Consider the following 16269-nt stretch of genomic DNA (forward strand, 5'->3'; position numbering starts at 1 on the left):
AGCAGCTTTCAAAGCAAGCTGCTGGGGGCGTCGTGCATGAAGCAGCCACCCCAAGCCCCACCAGCCCACGCTTTCCCACCACCGGCACAGATGGGAGATAATAACCCCCATGACTACACCGCTCGCCGTCCCCGGCCCCTCCCCAGAGGTCGAGGCTTTCCGCCGCGCCCAACTCAAGCGCTACAAAGCACTCGCCACCGGGCTGCTCGTCTTCGCCGGCGTCGTCTTTTTAGCCTGCCAAATCTACCAACACACCACTCCCAACGCCCCCGCCTGGGTCGGCTACGTGCGCGCCGCCGCCGAAGCCGGAATGGTCGGCGGCCTGGCGGACTGGTTCGCGGTCACCGCCCTATTCAAATACCCGCTCGGGCTCAAAATCCCCCACACCGCCATCGTCAAGAACAAAAAAGACCAAATCGGTGAATCCCTCGGCGGTTTCGTCGGCGAGAACTTCCTCAACGCCGAACTGATCACCGAAAAAGTGCGCTCCGCCGAAGTCCCGGCCCGCCTCGGCGGCTGGCTCAGCGAACCCACCAACGCCAACAAAGTCTCCCACGAAACCGGCAAACTCCTCGCCAACGTCGTACGCGCCCTCGACCCGGCAGACGCCGAACAAATCATCAAAACCGGGCTGATCGACAAACTCGCCTCCCCCCAATGGGGCCCGCCCGCCGGCCGCCTGCTCGAGCAACTCATGCAAGAAGGCCGCACCGAACCCGTCGTCGAAGAACTCATCGGCTGGCTCCACCGCAAATCCCTAGGCTCCGAGGACCTCATCAACCGCCTCCTTGATGAACGCCGCCCCGCCTGGGCACCCCGCTTCGTCAACGACATCGTCGGCGACAAGGTCTACCGCGAACTCGTCACCTGGACCAGCGAGGTCAAAGCCAACAAAAACCACGAAGCCCGCCAGGCCATCAAACGCTTCCTCAACACCCTCGCGCAAGACCTCCAGCACGACGAAAACATGATCGAACGCGTCGAAGGCATCAAACACGACGTGATGGGATCCGCAGCCGTGGAACAAGCCCCCGCCCGCATCTGGGCCGGGGCCAGCCAATCACTGGTTACCGCCGCCCTGGACGAAGAATCCATCCTGCGCCAAAAAATCACCCAACTGGCACTGACCTGGGGCCAACGCCTCGTCGACGACCCGGAGCTGCGCGCCCGCCTCGACCAGCGAGTCACCGGCATGGCCGCCTTCCTCGCCGACAACTACGCCGACGAAATCACCAACATCATCTCCGAAACCGTCCAACGCTGGCCCGCCGACGAAGCCGTCGACAAAATCGAGCTCATGGTCGGTAAGGACCTGCAGTACATCCGATTGAACGGTACCGTGGTAGGTTCACTGGCTGGACTCGCAATCTACACCGTGTCCCAACTCATCCTGCACTTCATCTAGCGCCCCACACAGAAAAACACTATGGATCAACTGATGCTATTCATGTACTTCGGCCAATTCACCGACGTCGCATTCTATATTCTGCGCATCGCGCTAGCGCTGGTCGCCGGATGGGGCGCAATCACCGCAGCCCTAACCCGGGCAGACGCCTTCGAAGTCGCCGGCCGCCAAGCCAAACCCATCTGGGTTGCCATCCTCGGTATCTGCACCGTGGTCATGATCGTCCCCTTTAGGATGAGCATCCTCGCCATCGTCGCCTGCGTGTTCATCGGCATCTACTGGTTCGACGTCAGGCCCCAGCTCAAAGAAATCCTCAACAACTCCGGCGGCTGGTAACCAGCCTTACTGAGCTAATAGACAACAATCCCGCAGCAGACTGCAAAGTCAGCTGCGGGATTATTGCGTCGGCACCCCCAAAAAACAGGCCGCCTGCCCGCTAGTCGAAAATCACCGTGCGGTTACCGTAGACCTGCACGCGATCTTCCAAGTGGAATCGCAACCCACGGGCCAGCACAATCTTTTCCGCATCGCGGCCCAAGCGCTGCATATCGGCCGGGGTGTCCTTGTGACTAATACGGATTACATCCTGCTCAATGATGGGGCCGTCATCCAGATCCTGGGTGGCGTAGTGGCAGGTCGCACCAATGAGCTTCACACCACGACGGTGCGCCTGGTGATAAGGACGAGCCCCCATGAAACTGGGGAGGAAAGAGTGGTGGATGTTCAAGGCCTTGCCCTCCCACATCTCACACAAATCCGGCGGCAAAATCTGCATAAAACGCGCCAGCACCACAGCATCCGGATTGTGGGCGTTGACCAGCTCCGCAACCTGGTCGAAGGATTTGCGCTTGCCGACCGCATCCTTCGGGAACGGCACACACGCAAACGGAACCCCATGAGCCTCGGCAATGTCGCGCAGATCCTCGTGGTTACCGATGACCGCCGCCACATCCATGGGGTAATCATTCTGGGCAACACGGCCCAACAAGTCATGCAGGCAGTGGCCCTCCTTAGACACCAGGATCACCGCCTTCTTATTGCGGGCGGTATCCCAAATACGCCACCGGGTGCCCGGGCCGAAAGACTCAGCCAACTCATCAAAAGCGGCAGAGAACTCCTCAAAGCTGATGTTGACCGACTCGGCGCGCACCGCCTGGCGGGTAAAGAAGCGGCTGGAGTTGTCGTCGGTGAAATAACCGGCCTCCACAATCCAGGCGCCATGCTCGGCGAGGAAGGTGGACAGCTTCGCCACAATGCCGGTGTCATCCGGGCAGCTCAAGGTCAGCACATACTGACGCTCATTAGGGGAGGGGTTTTCTGCCTTGCTAATCATTCGGACGATTTTACCCACCCCGTCAAGTAGCGCACGCACATAAGTCACCTAGTATCGAAACCATGACCGCCCAACTCACCCGCAACGACGTAGCCGCCATCATGGACTACACCCTCCTGACCCCCGAAGCCACCGCACAAGACGTCGAAAAACTGTGCGCCGAAGCCATCGAACTGGGCGTTGGATGCGTGTGCGTATCCCCCAACATGCTCCACGCCACCCGTGATGCCCAAGAAGCAGGCCTCAAGGTGGCAGCAGTCGTGGGCTTCCCCTCGGGCAAACACCACATCCTCATCAAAGCAGCCGAAGCACGCCTGGCCGTCCAATCCGGCGCCAGCGAAATCGACCTGGTGGTCGACCTCGGCAACATCGCCAAAGGCGACCTGAACGCCATGGTGTCCGAGGTCGTGGCCGTCCGCGAAGCAATCAGCGCACAAATTACCCTCAAAGTCATCCTCGAGACCGCACTGTGGGACGACGACACCATCACCCAAGCCGCCGCCCTGTGCGCCAAAGCCGGCGCCGACATGGTCAAAACCTCCACCGGATTCCACCCCGCCGGCGGCGCCACCGCCAGCGCAGTCACCGCCCTTGCCAAGGGCGCAGGCCCACACGTCGGCGTGAAAGCCTCCGGCGGTATCCGCACCTGGGAGCAAGCCCAAGAAATGATTGCCGCAGGAGCCGCCCGGCTGGGGGTTTCCAAGGCTCGGGAAATCCTCGACGGCGCCCCCGCCTAACCGACTACTTCAGATATCAAGGCGACCAGTGTTTCAGTACTCTACAAACCTTCAGGACGCTCATTAAGGTCATTATGGATCATGTAGTTTCTGACCGGAACGCTGTAACTAACTCGCCAGTCTTGAGGAAAAGTTAGAACCGCGAGAAGCGCAGCTATAAATTGTTTAGCCTGCTCAGGGGTTTGAAAAAGCTCTAGAGGAGTTCCGTCTTCCGACGTTAGGCCGATGTAAAAAAGCACTTCACCATCCGGTGCCTGAGCTATTCCGACGGTGGCATTTTCAGATACCTCGGTGAGCGAAGTGATTTCGTACCCAGGAGGATGATGACCTGTTAGATGCAGTTGCCTGCTAACAAGATTTCTTAACAAGTCAGCGATCGACGGAACATCGAGTTTGCCTGCAGAAACATTGAGGACGAGTTCTTCTGCAGCATCCGGATCGACCTCACCCTGAAGGGGGCCAATGGCGGCATTGAGCCTTATCAGCAGCCAACATGCTGCCCACCCCGTTCGCTTGTTACCGTCCAATAAGCTTTGGGTTGTACAAAAAGAATGCAAAAGCGCAGCGGCTTTTTCCTAGGCGGTGGGAAAGGCGTCCATGCCGAATGCGGTCGTGCTGGGGCGCCTAACGTTGGCTTCGAATTGAGCAAGCTCACGGACGTGTAGGTCAAAGCCACACGCGATACTTCCGACGGTGAGTACATCCTCCCCGCTCGGATAAATCGTCAAGCCAGACGTCGGTTCAATTCCGTAGACCATTGGGCGATTTCTTTACCGAGCTTTTCGATGTATTGACGCTGTTGCTCTGGGGTAGAGGAAACATAAGTATGGTGTGGCGCATTCGTAGACCGATTATTTAAAGCCACTTCTTGTTTCATACTCATACCTCCTTGGGTGATTAGACGGTGGTTGTGGAAGCCTGTCTAGTGGGCAGAAATTGATTAAGGAACATGTAAAGAGTGGCATGCGGGATTCTGCGTTGAACTTTCGGCCACAAGCGTTTAACGCAGTCCCTTGAAACTGATTAATTCAGGGTGCTACTTCATGTTCTGCAAATCAACATCATGGCCGACCATCGACACATCCAGGCCGCCATCAACGACCCGGAAATTCGTGACCTGCATGCTGCCAGCCATACCGCCAGCAGAATCCTTCAAACCATTGGTCAACGCATCAATAACTTCCTGCGGCATATCAATACCAAACAGGGAAGCCCCCGCAGCCTCAAACGACACCTCACCGTCGCTGACCACGGGCTTGACCGCAAGATTAGCTGCGCCACCAGTAAATTCAATTCCCAACGTGCCCTCGGCAGGATTACTGGTCACATCGGTGATCTTCACGACCTTCTTCAACAGCATCCCAGCTAAATCCTCCAAGGACTGCGGCTGGGTGTTCTCGCTTCCACTCGTCGACTCATCCATCGCACGCTGCGCCTGCGCCAAAATGAACTCATCCGACACCGTGGTATCCACGTTCAAAGTCGACGCGATCGGGCGATTCGGATCATCCAACTTCAACCCATCAATCGTGATGTGCGCCTTCGGCATGCCGGTCACCTCCGGGACAGAGTCCGGGCCACCCGGGTAGGTGATCTGCAAAGTATTCGGGGTGGTCAAATCCACGTGGTGAATATCCTTTTGCAACGCCCCCAAAAGCACCGGGTAGGAACCAAAAGAAATCGTCGGCTCCTCCGCCGTCACCGCCCCAGCCTGCTGCGCAAAATCGTCTTTGAGCTGCTTGGACACCATCCACCGAACGCCAAGCTCGGCAGCCCCCGCCAGCAGCACCAGCACAATCACAATGCCGACGACGATCTTTAACCACAGATGTGAGGATTTTTTAGCCATGGGCACCACCCTAGCGAACCATCAGCAGCAAAGGCTCAAGCACCCGCCCAGCCCGCACCCACCGCTACAACCGCAAGGTCCGCCGCAACACATACTGCGGCCCCCGCGCCCCCGTCACCTGGCGAAGGCACATCTGAAAATCGCACGAAAGATACATTTGCAACGCCGGCTTATTCTGCTGATTCACCCCCAGCACAAGCTCGCGGGCCAACCAATGCATCAAGGTGGTCTCCACAAACTCGGGAAGCTGCCGAGTAAAAAACGACCCCACACCCCGCCCCTGCAGCGCCGGATCAACCGATAAACCGCGCACCAGCACGCTGTCCACACAATCGGTGTACAACAACCGGTCAGGGCCACGATCCAACACACAAAAAGCAACCACCCTGCCCGCCCCATCGCGCACAATGAGCGGGGTCCACTCCGGCCGGTCGTCCCGCTCATATGCCAGGGGAGGATCCACAAAAAACAGCTGATCTTCGGGCAAATCAAAGTTCAACTGTGCGCGATCGCGAGACCACTGGCACAGCTCGATGCTTAAGTCACGCTCATCAACCCGATTGTTAACCATGGTTTTTGCTCCCTGAAGTGCACCGGTAGTAGAAACTCCCCTAAGAATGCCACAAAGTGGCCTAGGACACATCCAGTTTGCGGTGGAAAACACTAAGAAGATCTCTTAGGCCACAAAATCCCAGGGCACAGTCAACAAACTATCCCGCAACAACCGCCGCTGCGGAGCCAACGGCACCCCCTGCTCCACCAACATCCTGCGCGCCTCAAACCACCGGGCACGCGGCCCAAACGTCGCATAACCCGCCGCCCGATCCCACGCCTGATCAGCCGCAGACAACAACTCATGAATCGGCTCCCCCGGCACATTGCGATGAATCAACGCCTTCGGCAACCGCTCCGCCAACTGGCTCGGCCGCTGCGAATGCCACGGCGACCACGCCAACGTCAACGACACCGGCCCCGAAGCATCCAACAACACCCAGCACGAACGCCGCCCCAACTCATCACAGGTGCCCTCCACAAACACACCCCCAGGAGCCAGGCGCTCACACACCACAGCCCACGCATCCTCCACCTGCGAAACGTCATACTGGCGCAGCACATTAAACGCCCGCACCACCTGCGGGGCGTGGCCCGCCAACTCAAAACCACCCAAACCAAAACGCACCCCATCCCGGGGCGGCAACACGCGAGCAGGATCGATCTCCAGACCAAGGACATCCACCGCAGGATTCACCGTGCGCAAATAGCGCGCCCATTCGCAGGTAGTGGTGTGGCTGGCGCCGTAACCCACATCAACAGCGAGAGGAGTAGAAGTACTGTTCAGCGCAGCCACAACCGCCGGATGATTCACCATCCACCGGTCACAGCGCCGCAAGCGGTTGGTGTTCGTCGTACCACGGGTAATCACACCGACCGGCTTATTAGCGGAAACCGCAAAACTTGCCCGCAAGTTATGTGCGTGATCAGCCACAGTGAAACACACATCCTTTCCTGGTGTACGAGCAAGAAACTGTTGAAACAGGTGGGGGTAAAAACACCAAACCCCGGCACATGCACGTCAAAACCTAGTGCATATGCCGGGTGTGCGCAGCATCGCTGCGACAAAGACAATCAAAGACTGTCAGGAGAAAAACTTAAGCGTTTTCGGAGATCCACTTCTCAGTCAACGCGCCCTCGTTGGCCACCAGCTCGCCGAGAGCATCGGCAACCTTGGGCTCAATAGCCGGACCCATGAACGGGATGGTGACATCGACCTCGTTGTCGTAGGTCAAGGTGGTGGTGTCGCCGGAACCGGCGGCGGTCACGTGGCCACGGAAATCAACGGGAGCGCCCTTGACGTCGGCGGTGTAGTCGAAGGAGAAGTTCTCCCCCTCAAGCGCGCCGACAGTAACGACACGCTTGATCTTCAGGGACTGGGAAATCATGGCACGAACAGCCTCCGGGAGAAGATCCATCGGCATGATTTCGTACAGGACAGCCTCGTTGCCTTCGAAGGAGTGAACCTCGCCAGCTTCGGTGGACAAGTTCGCCACGTTGTACGCCCAGTAGTCGGCGTTGGTCAGGGCGGCGTGCACCTTGTCGGCGGGCTGATTAATGGTCACGGTGTGCTGTGCGCGAGAAGTCATGGACATAAGACTACCGTTAAGGGTATGTCCGAGACACAGCTGCCCCGCGACCTTGCCAACCTTGTGGCGAAAATCCCTGGTGCCGACACCATCGACACCACCTTCGCCGAACTGACCACCCTCCACATCGGTGGCCGCCCAGCGCTCGCCGTGCGCTGCACCACCACCGAAGCAATCGCCGCCACCGTGCGCACCCTCGACGACAACGAAATCCCAAGCCTCATCGTCGGCGGCGGATCCAACCTCGTAGTCTCCGGGCAGCCACTCGACCTCGTCGCCGTCATCATCGACAACCAGGACATCACCATCAACCCCAACACCGGCATCGTCACCGCCGATGCCGGCGTGGTGTGGGATGAACTGGTGGAAACAACCGTGGCCGCAGGACTCGGCGGACTTGAGTGCTTATCCGGCATCCCCGGCACCGTCGGCGCCACACCCGTACAAAACGTCGGCGCCTACGGCGTTGAAGTCGTCGACGTACTGCACCGCGTAGAGCTCTACGATCGCACCACAAAAAAGACCGAATGGGTCGAGCCGGCAGCACTGAACCTGTCCTACCGCTACTCCAACCTCAAATTCACCGCGCGTGCCGTAGTGGCCCGCGTCGAATTCGCCCTCAACACCGATGGGCTGTCCCAACCATTGCGCTTCGGTGAACTGGCACGAAAACTCGGCGTGGAAAAAGACGAAACCACCCCCCGCCGCGATCCACACCTAGTGCGCGACGCCGTGCTGGACTTACGCAACGGCAAAGGCATGGTCTACAACCCCGCAGACCACGACACCTGGTCCGCAGGATCCTTCTTCACCAACCCCATCGTTCCGGCAGCAGCAATCGACGAAGTCAAAGCAACAATTGCGCAACACGTTGATGAAGAAACCTTCGCCACAATGCCGTGTTTCAGCGTTGACGGCGGCTACAAACTCTCCGCAGCCTGGCTCATCGACAAAGCCGGATACACCAAGGGCTACCCCGGCGAAAACGCACCAGCCCGACTATCCACCAAACACACCCTGGCACTGACCAACCGCGGACAAGCCACCACCCAAGACATCGTCGATCTTGCCCGCGATGTTCGCGCCGGGGTGAAAAAGAAGTTCGGTGTGACCCTGGAGCCCGAGCCGGTGTGGGTGGGCGTCAGCATCGACAGTTAAGCCTTTCGACCTGTTCCGCCGGGTCTAAGTGAGTGCCTCGCCGGCGCGTTCCACGGCGTCAAGGGCCCGGTTAATGGTGATCATGGCTGCTTCTTCGGCGGGCCCAACGCTGAAAGTCAGCCCCTGTAAGGTGACGCGTGCTTGGCGGACGGCTTCGATGATGTCGTACCCGGAGGCGTAACGGTCGAGCCCCATTTTGTCGGCGGGGTAGTAGCCGGTGATCAACGGCAGCAACATGTCGACGAGCTCAGAGTCGGGGTTTTCCTTCAACACAGCCTTGAGATCCATCAGGAGGATTGCCGGCTGAAGCGCCTCGTGTTGGCGCAAATCATGGCTGGCATTGCGCACCGCTTCGCGATGCTCCGGGTGGGAATACGCCAGCTGCTCGAGGCCGGCGATGATGCGCCCCGCCCGGTGCAGCCGCGCATAGGGGGTGATCGTGCGGTTAATGATGTCTTTAAGTTGGGGCAGCCGGGAGGCCTCGATAAGCCAATCGTTAAGCGCGGCCGCCCCGTGGGCGGCTGTGGCACGACCCCGGAAGAGGCCGTATTCGCCAATCAGTTTCACGATGCGCTCAATCCCGCCATCGGCTTCCTCCACCGTGCCGAGAAGACCCCGCAGCAGGTCAATATCGTCCCGCTGTGAAAAACGCGCAATGTCGCGCGCATCGTTTTCAGTCAACGCCCCCGTGTGGGAAGTCTCCGCCAAAAGACCTGCAACCGGCACCACGGTGGTCAGATACTGCTTGAGTTCTCCCGCAATAGTTTCGGCATGCACGCAAGCCTGCTCGAAAGGATCCCGGTCGCCTAGCGCTCCTTGCGCGAACCCATCGGCCCGGGAGAGCACCCCGAGAGTATTCAGCGGGGTAAAACCCAGACTGGTGAGGAACTCCACCTCATCGCGGCGCGGGGTGGTGTCGAACAGGAAGATCGCAGCATCCGCGTCGACGGAGGCGTTTTTGGTTTGCTCATATCCTTCGATCAGCGCGCGCCGGGTGGCGCGTTCGTTGTCTTCGGTCAGCGTTGCCAGGCCTGGGGTATCGATGAGGGAGTAGTCGCGAAGTGGGGCTGCGGGCATCCAGCGGCGCACGTAGTTGATGCTGCGGGCGTCCGCCGGGAGTTCGGCGACCTGGCCGCGTTTGGTGTTGATGGCAATGCTTTCCCCGTTGAGTAGGTGCGCGACCGCGCGGTCTGGGGCGCCGTACTCGAACACGGTGACAACGTTGGTGGCCTCCAGGGCCGCGGTTTCTGATGCGGGACTGCCGATCAGCGCGTTGACGAGGGTGGATTTGCCTGCCTTGAGTCGTCCGACGATGACGATGCGTGGCGCGGAGGTCAAGCTAGCGGTGATTGCATCCAGTTGTTCCTCAAGTGAGGGGGCGGTGCTGCGCAGACGCTCAATAGTGTCGAGCAGGGTGCGGGTGATGGGGTCCAAGGGTAACCGTGACTTTCTTAACCGGGTTGTGCTGCGGGAGGTGCTTTTTTAACAGGCGAGTTCTTGTGAGGGGGTGGTGCTGGCGACTGTTGCCGCATAGGCGTTGATTTCGTCGATGAGTTCTTCGGCTTTGGTGATGCGGGTATCGATGATGCGAATGTTTTTGCTCAGGCTGGCGATTTTTTCTTCGCGACGCTTTTTGTCCCGGGTGGCGGCGGCTTCTGCATCGCGAATGGCGCGTTGGGTTTGCTCAATACTGGTTTTGAGGTGTTCGCGGTAGCGGATGACGATTGCGGGGCGGGCTTGGGCGAGGGTGTTGTCGAGAATCCGGTTGGTGAACACTCGGGTGGAGTTGGAGGTGGTGTTCATCCACGCCAGCAGGTTGTTTTTTCCGGCTCGCATGGCGCGGAATCCGACGTTGATGGCGATCCACCCGGCCCCGGCGGCGAGGCCAACACCGGTGAAGGAGACAACGCTGGCGAGGATGCCGCCGATGGCGCTGCCGCCAGAAAAGCCCATCATGAGCATCATGGGGTCGAAGATGCCTTCGCTTTTCTTTTTGACCTCGGCGTGGGTGGGTTGTTGGGCTTGAAGTTGGGCGCTGATGGATGCTTGGATTTCGTCCCACGCGTCGGGGCTGTCGAAGCGCGGCTCGATGATGGTGGTTTTTAGCTCAGATGCAAATTGTTCCACTGATGTCAGCACTGCCTTTTGGAAGTCTTTTTCCATCTGGGCGGTGAAGTGTTGTGGGTTTTTGCGCAGCACCGCCATGCCGTGGCTGTTGATGCGGTTGGTCCAGTCGCTGCGAATGGATTCCAGCTCACTGTCCAGGGTGCTCATCGCGCCTTGACGGATCAGGGTGAGATCTCGTTGGAGATATTGTTCCCACTGCTCGGCGTCTTTTTTGAGGCTGTTGAGGCGCGCTAGGTCAGCCTCAAGTGAGGGGACCGCTGCGGCACCTTCGGTGATGGTGGTGAGCTTTGATTGGAACTGCGAACGCGCAACGCGTAGCTCTTCGACGGCGGTGCGCAGGGCGTTGACGGTGGGGAAGAGTTCGGCAGTGCGGAAACGATCTTTGATGGCTTCCCGCAGGGGGATGATCCCGGAGATTTCTTCCGCCCCCGGGGTGTCGCGAACGGCGAGCAGGCTGCTCACGGGAAGTACTGGCACGCTGCGGGCCATGTTCTCGCTGATGATCCGCTTGTTGTCAGCGAGGATTTCCCGCCACCGGGTGGTGTTTTTATCAATCTTGGTGACCGCCACGATGATGGAATCCGCGTGCGCGCCGGCCTGTTTAATGAAGCTCATCTCGGGCGCGGTGATGGGGGTCGACGCATCGACAGCGATCACCAGGACACATGCCTGTTCCAGAGCTTGCTGCGCTAGCTCCGCGTGCGCCGGAACCAAGCCACCCACCCCCGGGGTGTCGATCACGACGACATCATCCATCGGTGTCACTCCGACGGGCACAGTAACGCGGGTGGGGGTGAAAGACTCAGGGCCCGAAGCTGTGAGGGAATTCGCCTCAGCGCGTTCGTCAATGAAGTGGGAGAGCTCGGTGTGGGCAACTTCGACCATGCCGTCAGCAGACCAAAGCTGCGCGGTGGGGCTTGGTGCCTCCGACGGCACCAGTGCGATGGGAATGGTGGTTGCGGAATCCACCGATTCGGGGCTGGCCCCGGCGCGCCCCACCAAGGCGTTGGCCAGCGAGGATTTTCCGCGCCCGACTTCACCGACGATTACTACTGTTTTCGCTTGGGATGATGAGTCGAATTTCGCCCAGGTTCGTTTCACCACGTCTTCGCGCCCCAGTTTGCTTAATGCCCCATCGAGCATGCCTTCAAGCTGTGCTTTCGCGCGGGACCGAAACTCAGTTGGCGTCGTGGTTGTCACGGGCGAAAACTCCTGAAAGGTAGGGGTATGAAACGTCTTACAGCGTACAACGAACAGTGTCGTAAGGGGACACCGTTAAGGGGTGAATGTGCGGGTGGGGGAGGTGGTTATGGGTGGGAGGTCGGGATTCATCACCCACGTCACCGGCCCCCAAATGGGGGTTGATGTGGGGGCTTTTGTGCGGGAAATGTGGCGCGCCCTGGTGTGAGGTGTGTGGGTTTTGCCAGTATTGATTGTGCTGCGTTTGTTCCAAAAAGTAGCGTCGCGCACTTCACCGTTTTTGGGTGAGGATTTCCGGGTGGAGGTAACCCTTGACTGCGTGCGCGCCGTCAAAGACACATCCCCACAGGCTTAGGGAGTTTTTTCACCGAGGAGTTCGATGATGTTTGGTTCCATGCGCGCGGCCGAAGCAGAGACGTTTGCGAGGTTCGCGGCGAGTGCGCATCCTGTCAGCGCTTGCAGCGCATCTGGTAGCCCGTCGGGCACCCAGGCAGCCGGGGTAAAGCCTCCTTTGCTAACGGCGTTTTACCCCACCGAGTACACAAAGATCGAAGACAATGCGAAAAATCGCCAAAACTACCGCACTGCCGGTGAAAGCTGTGCGATTGCTGAAGCGCTCCTTTTGCCCTTCGAAAGCGTTGAACGCCTTATGGAAGGCAATGGCGCTGCCGACATGCCAGACACCCTCCTCGTGCAATCCATCGACGCCACAAAGACCGCCAGCGAAAAGACCTCAGAAATGTGCTCCCAAAAATTCGGCCGTTATATTGCCGAAGCCAACGGCGCCAGGGGTGAAACACCAGATCTAGGAGCCGAAAAACCACAGCAGCGCATCTGCAAACGAATGGCAGTGCAATACGCAATCTTCCGTCACACCCAAAGCCAGGGCTTTACCACCGGAAACTAACACCCAAGGAGCAACCCTCACCCAAGGTTTCACGCACCCCAACACCACAGGCGACTGTGGTGCTGCATGAAACCTTTTCGGCGGTTTAATACGTCCAATAAAACACCAGGCTCCACCACAACCAACGGCGCCAAACTCCCTGAGACACACGAAGACAAAACCCAAGACACCCAAGACACCCAAGACAAGGAACACCCCACATGACTACCCCACAATGGTCCCTCGGCATCGACTTCGGCACCTCCAACACCGCCGCCGCCCACACCAACGCCATCAAAGGCAACGTCGAAACAGTCAACCTTGCCCACGGGCGCAACACCATGTCTTCCAGCGTTTACATGGAAAACCCAGACGCCGTCGACACTGGAGACGTCGCCCTAGCCAAAGCCGAAAACAATCCCCAAGGCTTCATTCCCGCACCGAAAAGACTCATCCCTCAACAAATATTCCAACTAGGCGGAATGGACGTCCCAAGTGCCGTGCCAGTCGCCGCCGTGCTGCAATCAGTGCTTAAAAAAGCCTCCCGCGAACACGGCGGAACCCACCCCGGCCACCTCGTCCTCACCCACCCCGAAGCCTGGTCGGACGCAGAAATCAAAGTCCTTCTCGAAGCGGCAGAATCCCTCGGGCTAGGCGCCGAAAACATCACGACGGTATCCGAACCCCAAGCCGCCGCGCACTACTACTCCGCCGCCAACAAACTCGAAGCCGGCCAAAAAATCGGAGTCTTTGACTTCGGTGGCGGCACCCTCGACATTGCAGTCCTTGAAGCCCAAGGCGACGGATCCTTCAACGTGATCGCGGCCCGCGGCAGCAATGCCATCGGCGGCAAAACCTTCGACGCGCTGCTGCGCAAATGGGTCGACCGCCACCTCGAAGACAACCACCCTGACCTCATGCAATACCTCCGCCGACACGCCAGCCTGTCCGAACGCTACGCCCTTGAGGACTCCATTCGCCGCGCCAAAGAACTCTTAAGCGAATCCGCATCCGCAACCATCAGCATCGTCACCGACAAATTCGACACCGAGCGGCTGCAGATCACCCGCGGTGAATTCGAAGAACTCATCGCCCCAGTTTTAGAACAAGCCACAACACTGACCCGCGCAACCCTCACCGACGCGGGCATCGACCACAACAACCCACTCGTCGCGCTGTACCTCACCGGCGGATCATCACGCATCCCCATGGTTCAAGAACAGCTAAAAGACCTCGGACCCATCGCAACCCTCGACGACCCCAAAACCGTCGTCGCCCAAGGTGCATTGGCAGCCGCCCAAGGAGTACTCCGGGCAGTCGCCATCAACACGGGCGAAAAAACACAAACACCCCACACGCCCCCACCCCCAAACACCCCAGCCGCCGAGCAAACCCAACAACTCCCACAAGTCCCCGAAACACCACCAGCCAAACAGCGCGCCACAAAAGCCAACAAGTCCACCAAGACCCCACTACTCATAGGAGCCGCTGTCCTGGTTGCCGCGCTAGTTGGTGGTGGCGTGTTCTTCGCCAATCAGTCCAGTGACTCTTCGTCCACAAACGCAGCAGCAACCACCACAACCCAGCCCGCACAACAACCCGAAACCACTGCCGCCGCACCAGTGAAGAACACGGACGCTGCGGAAGCGCAAGACAATGCCTCCTCGGATGCATCAGCGCAGCTGCGCAAGCAGTTCATCGACAAGGTTCCAGCAGGCATCACAGTTGATGAACCCTCGTGTAACTACAGCGAAGGAGGATTGGAAACCTCCCTCAATTGCTACGTTAATGTTCCGAACCAAAATGAGTACGCAGAATCATCACTATCAATGAAGATCGTCATTGATGAGCGAATGGTGAAGGTTACGGCCCAGCAAATTCGGGACGGCAAAACAGGCCCCATCTCGCCTAAGGTTAAGCCTCTGATAATTGACACAGGCAATCCCAAAGTTTTTGCTGTTGCACAAGAGTCCTTGAGCAATTTCGAACTCTGCTTTGCAAACGTCTCGGAGGACGTCGCGGGTTGCGTGCGCGGATTCAAAACCCAACAGTCCGCTGAAGCTTTCGGTAGAGACTACAAAATCTTCTAATCGCGAGAAGTAGACATCAAAACTCGGCATCCAGGTCTACTGGTGCCGAGTTTTGCATGTTTCGGGCAGTTAGCACAGCGGCCGGCTTAGAGGCTGACATGCTTGCTTTTTGTGGCCGTTTCAAAGCGAATAAGACCGTGATTTGCACCAGGTACGGCATCCAATGACCGGCATCCGCATCTTTCTCACAACCCTCTTTGAACAGCAGAAAAACTATTTCCTTTTAAGCCCTGTGGAGATTTTTTAGGGTTTTTCAATTCGAGTTGTTACCTTTCGGCGGTCTCGGCACGTCAAAGAAATACAAGCACACAAAAGAGTCAGCAAAACCACGGCTCTGACTGGAAAACCGAAAGTTCAGTTCGGAATGTGCTTGAGCCGCAAAGCTATCAATCGCAAGCTTTGACGACTTTGGGAAAAAACATCGCAACACCTTCGAAAGGATCTGCCATGAGCGGAGAAAACCTCACCACCGAGACCACCCAGTATGACAACTCGAACGACATCAGCAGCAAAGATCTTGAAAATGCTGTGAACAACCAGCCCTCTGAAAATACCGACCCCGAAAAGATCGACCTGGATCAGGAATCTACCGCGCAGGCGGGATCGCCCGCAGAAGGTTTCGACACCCCGAACCCCGAGGACTACGACTACTACAGCATCCGCGACCTCGATGGTGATGGCGAAAACGACAGCATCGTCACCCGCAAGGACGACATCACCGAAACGCATCACCTGGAAGACGATCAAGTGGTCTCCATCGAAGCAGACCTCAACGATGACGGGATTGCTGAAACCCTGGCAACTGTCCACGACGAAAACACCATCCGGCTCATCCAGGACACCACCTTGGACGGCACCAGTGACCGCGAAGTGTTCATCGACAAAGCCACTGGCAAGACCATCGAGGAAATCAATTACACCGAAAACGGCGCCGCCAGCGTCCTCGCCGACACTGACGGTGATGGGATCGTGGACCTCGAAATCCAAGACACTGACGGCGACGGGGTGATGGACACCATCGCTGTCGATAGCGACGCAGACGGACACGTGAACTCCATCTACCGCGATGTCGACGGCGACGGCACCATCGACCAGCTGGACACCGATCTGGATAACACCGACGGCATCCTCGAAACCACCCTCACCACTGACAACCTGGACGCCGGCAACCTCGGCACCGTGGATGAGTTCATGAGCCAGCTTCCTATCCATGGTGCAGACGCGCTCAGCCAGGAAATGCCAGACAGCGACTACACCAGCGACCTGGCAGATTCGGGCTCCCTCGGCACTGATGACTGCGACATCGACCTCTAAGCACTCCACCTCGGGGCATGACTAATTGG

General features: G+C 58.4%; 16 protein-coding genes. 7 read left to right on the forward strand and 9 right to left on the reverse strand.

Annotated features, from left to right (window positions below; translation table 11 throughout):
• The first annotated feature begins 109 nt into the window (after nucleotides 1–109).
• Both CAQU_RS01045 and CAQU_RS01050 read left to right on the forward strand, forming a co-directional pair.
• Nucleotides 110–1405: a DUF445 domain-containing protein gene (locus CAQU_RS01045; protein ID WP_075724477.1), complete on the forward strand. Its 1296-nt coding sequence runs from the start codon at nucleotides 110–112 to the stop codon at nucleotides 1403–1405.
• A gap of 21 nt (nucleotides 1406–1426) precedes the next feature.
• Nucleotides 1427–1741: a DUF2516 family protein gene (locus CAQU_RS01050; protein WP_245797273.1), complete on the forward strand. Its 315-nt coding sequence runs from the start codon at nucleotides 1427–1429 to the stop codon at nucleotides 1739–1741.
• A gap of 100 nt (nucleotides 1742–1841) precedes the next feature.
• On the opposite strand, the gene purU is transcribed toward CAQU_RS01050, so the two are convergent.
• Nucleotides 1842–2738 carry a formyltetrahydrofolate deformylase gene (purU, locus tag CAQU_RS01055; RefSeq protein WP_075728208.1) on the reverse strand — a complete coding sequence of 299 codons (897 nt, stop codon included), beginning with the start codon at nucleotides 2736–2738 and terminating at the stop codon, nucleotides 1842–1844.
• Between the two features lie 62 nt (nucleotides 2739–2800).
• Here purU and deoC point away from each other — a divergent pair, with 62 nt between their 5' ends.
• Nucleotides 2801–3475, forward strand: coding sequence for a deoxyribose-phosphate aldolase (gene deoC, locus CAQU_RS01060; protein WP_075724481.1), 675 nt, complete (start codon nucleotides 2801–2803; stop codon nucleotides 3473–3475).
• 41 nt (nucleotides 3476–3516) lie between these two features.
• On the opposite strand, the gene CAQU_RS12905 is transcribed toward deoC, so the two are convergent.
• The 6 genes from CAQU_RS12905 to CAQU_RS01085 form a co-directional block, all read right to left on the reverse strand.
• Nucleotides 3517–4002, reverse strand: coding sequence for a hypothetical protein (locus CAQU_RS12905; protein WP_211276125.1), 486 nt, complete (start codon nucleotides 4000–4002; stop codon nucleotides 3517–3519).
• A gap of 48 nt (nucleotides 4003–4050) precedes the next feature.
• Complete coding sequence (locus CAQU_RS12910) at nucleotides 4051–4233, reverse strand: hypothetical protein (protein ID WP_075724483.1); 183 nt, start codon at nucleotides 4231–4233, stop codon at nucleotides 4051–4053.
• A gap of 278 nt (nucleotides 4234–4511) precedes the next feature.
• Complete coding sequence (locus CAQU_RS01070; protein ID WP_075728210.1) at nucleotides 4512–5324, reverse strand: LmeA family phospholipid-binding protein; 813 nt, start codon at nucleotides 5322–5324, stop codon at nucleotides 4512–4514.
• A 64-nt stretch (nucleotides 5325–5388) separates the two neighbouring features.
• The gene (locus tag CAQU_RS01075) at nucleotides 5389–5895 is read right to left on the reverse strand and encodes a GNAT family N-acetyltransferase (RefSeq protein ID WP_075724485.1); all 507 of its coding nucleotides are present in this window, start codon (nucleotides 5893–5895) and stop codon (nucleotides 5389–5391) included.
• A 105-nt stretch (nucleotides 5896–6000) separates the two neighbouring features.
• The gene (locus CAQU_RS01080) at nucleotides 6001–6810 is read right to left on the reverse strand and encodes an SAM-dependent methyltransferase (RefSeq protein ID WP_075724487.1); all 810 of its coding nucleotides are present in this window, start codon (nucleotides 6808–6810) and stop codon (nucleotides 6001–6003) included.
• A gap of 163 nt (nucleotides 6811–6973) precedes the next feature.
• Entirely contained in the window at nucleotides 6974–7465 is a 492-nt protein-coding gene (locus CAQU_RS01085; RefSeq protein ID WP_075728212.1) for a DUF2505 domain-containing protein, read from the reverse strand.
• 24 nt (nucleotides 7466–7489) lie between these two features.
• On the opposite strand from CAQU_RS01085, the gene CAQU_RS01090 reads away from it, so the two are divergent.
• Nucleotides 7490–8623, forward strand: coding sequence for a UDP-N-acetylmuramate dehydrogenase (locus CAQU_RS01090; protein ID WP_075724489.1), 1134 nt, complete (start codon nucleotides 7490–7492; stop codon nucleotides 8621–8623).
• A gap of 24 nt (nucleotides 8624–8647) precedes the next feature.
• Here the strand turns inward: CAQU_RS01090 and CAQU_RS01095 are convergent, their stop codons facing one another.
• Nucleotides 8648–10057 (reverse strand): GTPase, encoded by a 1410-nt coding sequence (locus CAQU_RS01095; protein WP_075724491.1) that lies wholly within the window; start codon nucleotides 10055–10057, stop codon nucleotides 8648–8650.
• Nucleotides 10058–10105: 48 nt separating this feature from the next.
• Nucleotides 10106–11950 (reverse strand): dynamin family protein, encoded by a 1845-nt coding sequence (locus tag CAQU_RS01100; RefSeq protein ID WP_157108842.1) that lies wholly within the window; start codon nucleotides 11948–11950, stop codon nucleotides 10106–10108.
• Between the two features lie 379 nt (nucleotides 11951–12329).
• Between CAQU_RS01100 and CAQU_RS01105 the strand changes: the two genes are divergently transcribed.
• From CAQU_RS01105 to CAQU_RS01115, 3 genes are all read left to right on the forward strand, one after another.
• Nucleotides 12330–12857, forward strand: coding sequence for a hypothetical protein (locus tag CAQU_RS01105; protein WP_157108843.1), 528 nt, complete (start codon nucleotides 12330–12332; stop codon nucleotides 12855–12857).
• 200 nt (nucleotides 12858–13057) lie between these two features.
• Complete coding sequence (locus tag CAQU_RS01110; protein ID WP_075724497.1) at nucleotides 13058–14926, forward strand: Hsp70 family protein; 1869 nt, start codon at nucleotides 13058–13060, stop codon at nucleotides 14924–14926.
• Between the two features lie 447 nt (nucleotides 14927–15373).
• Nucleotides 15374–16240 carry a hypothetical protein gene (locus tag CAQU_RS01115; protein WP_075724499.1) on the forward strand — a complete coding sequence of 289 codons (867 nt, stop codon included), beginning with the start codon at nucleotides 15374–15376 and terminating at the stop codon, nucleotides 16238–16240.
• Nucleotides 16241–16269 lie beyond the last annotated feature (29 nt).

It is taken from the genome of Corynebacterium aquilae DSM 44791, from assembly GCF_001941445.1.
Classification (GTDB): domain Bacteria; phylum Actinomycetota; class Actinomycetes; order Mycobacteriales; family Mycobacteriaceae; genus Corynebacterium; species Corynebacterium aquilae.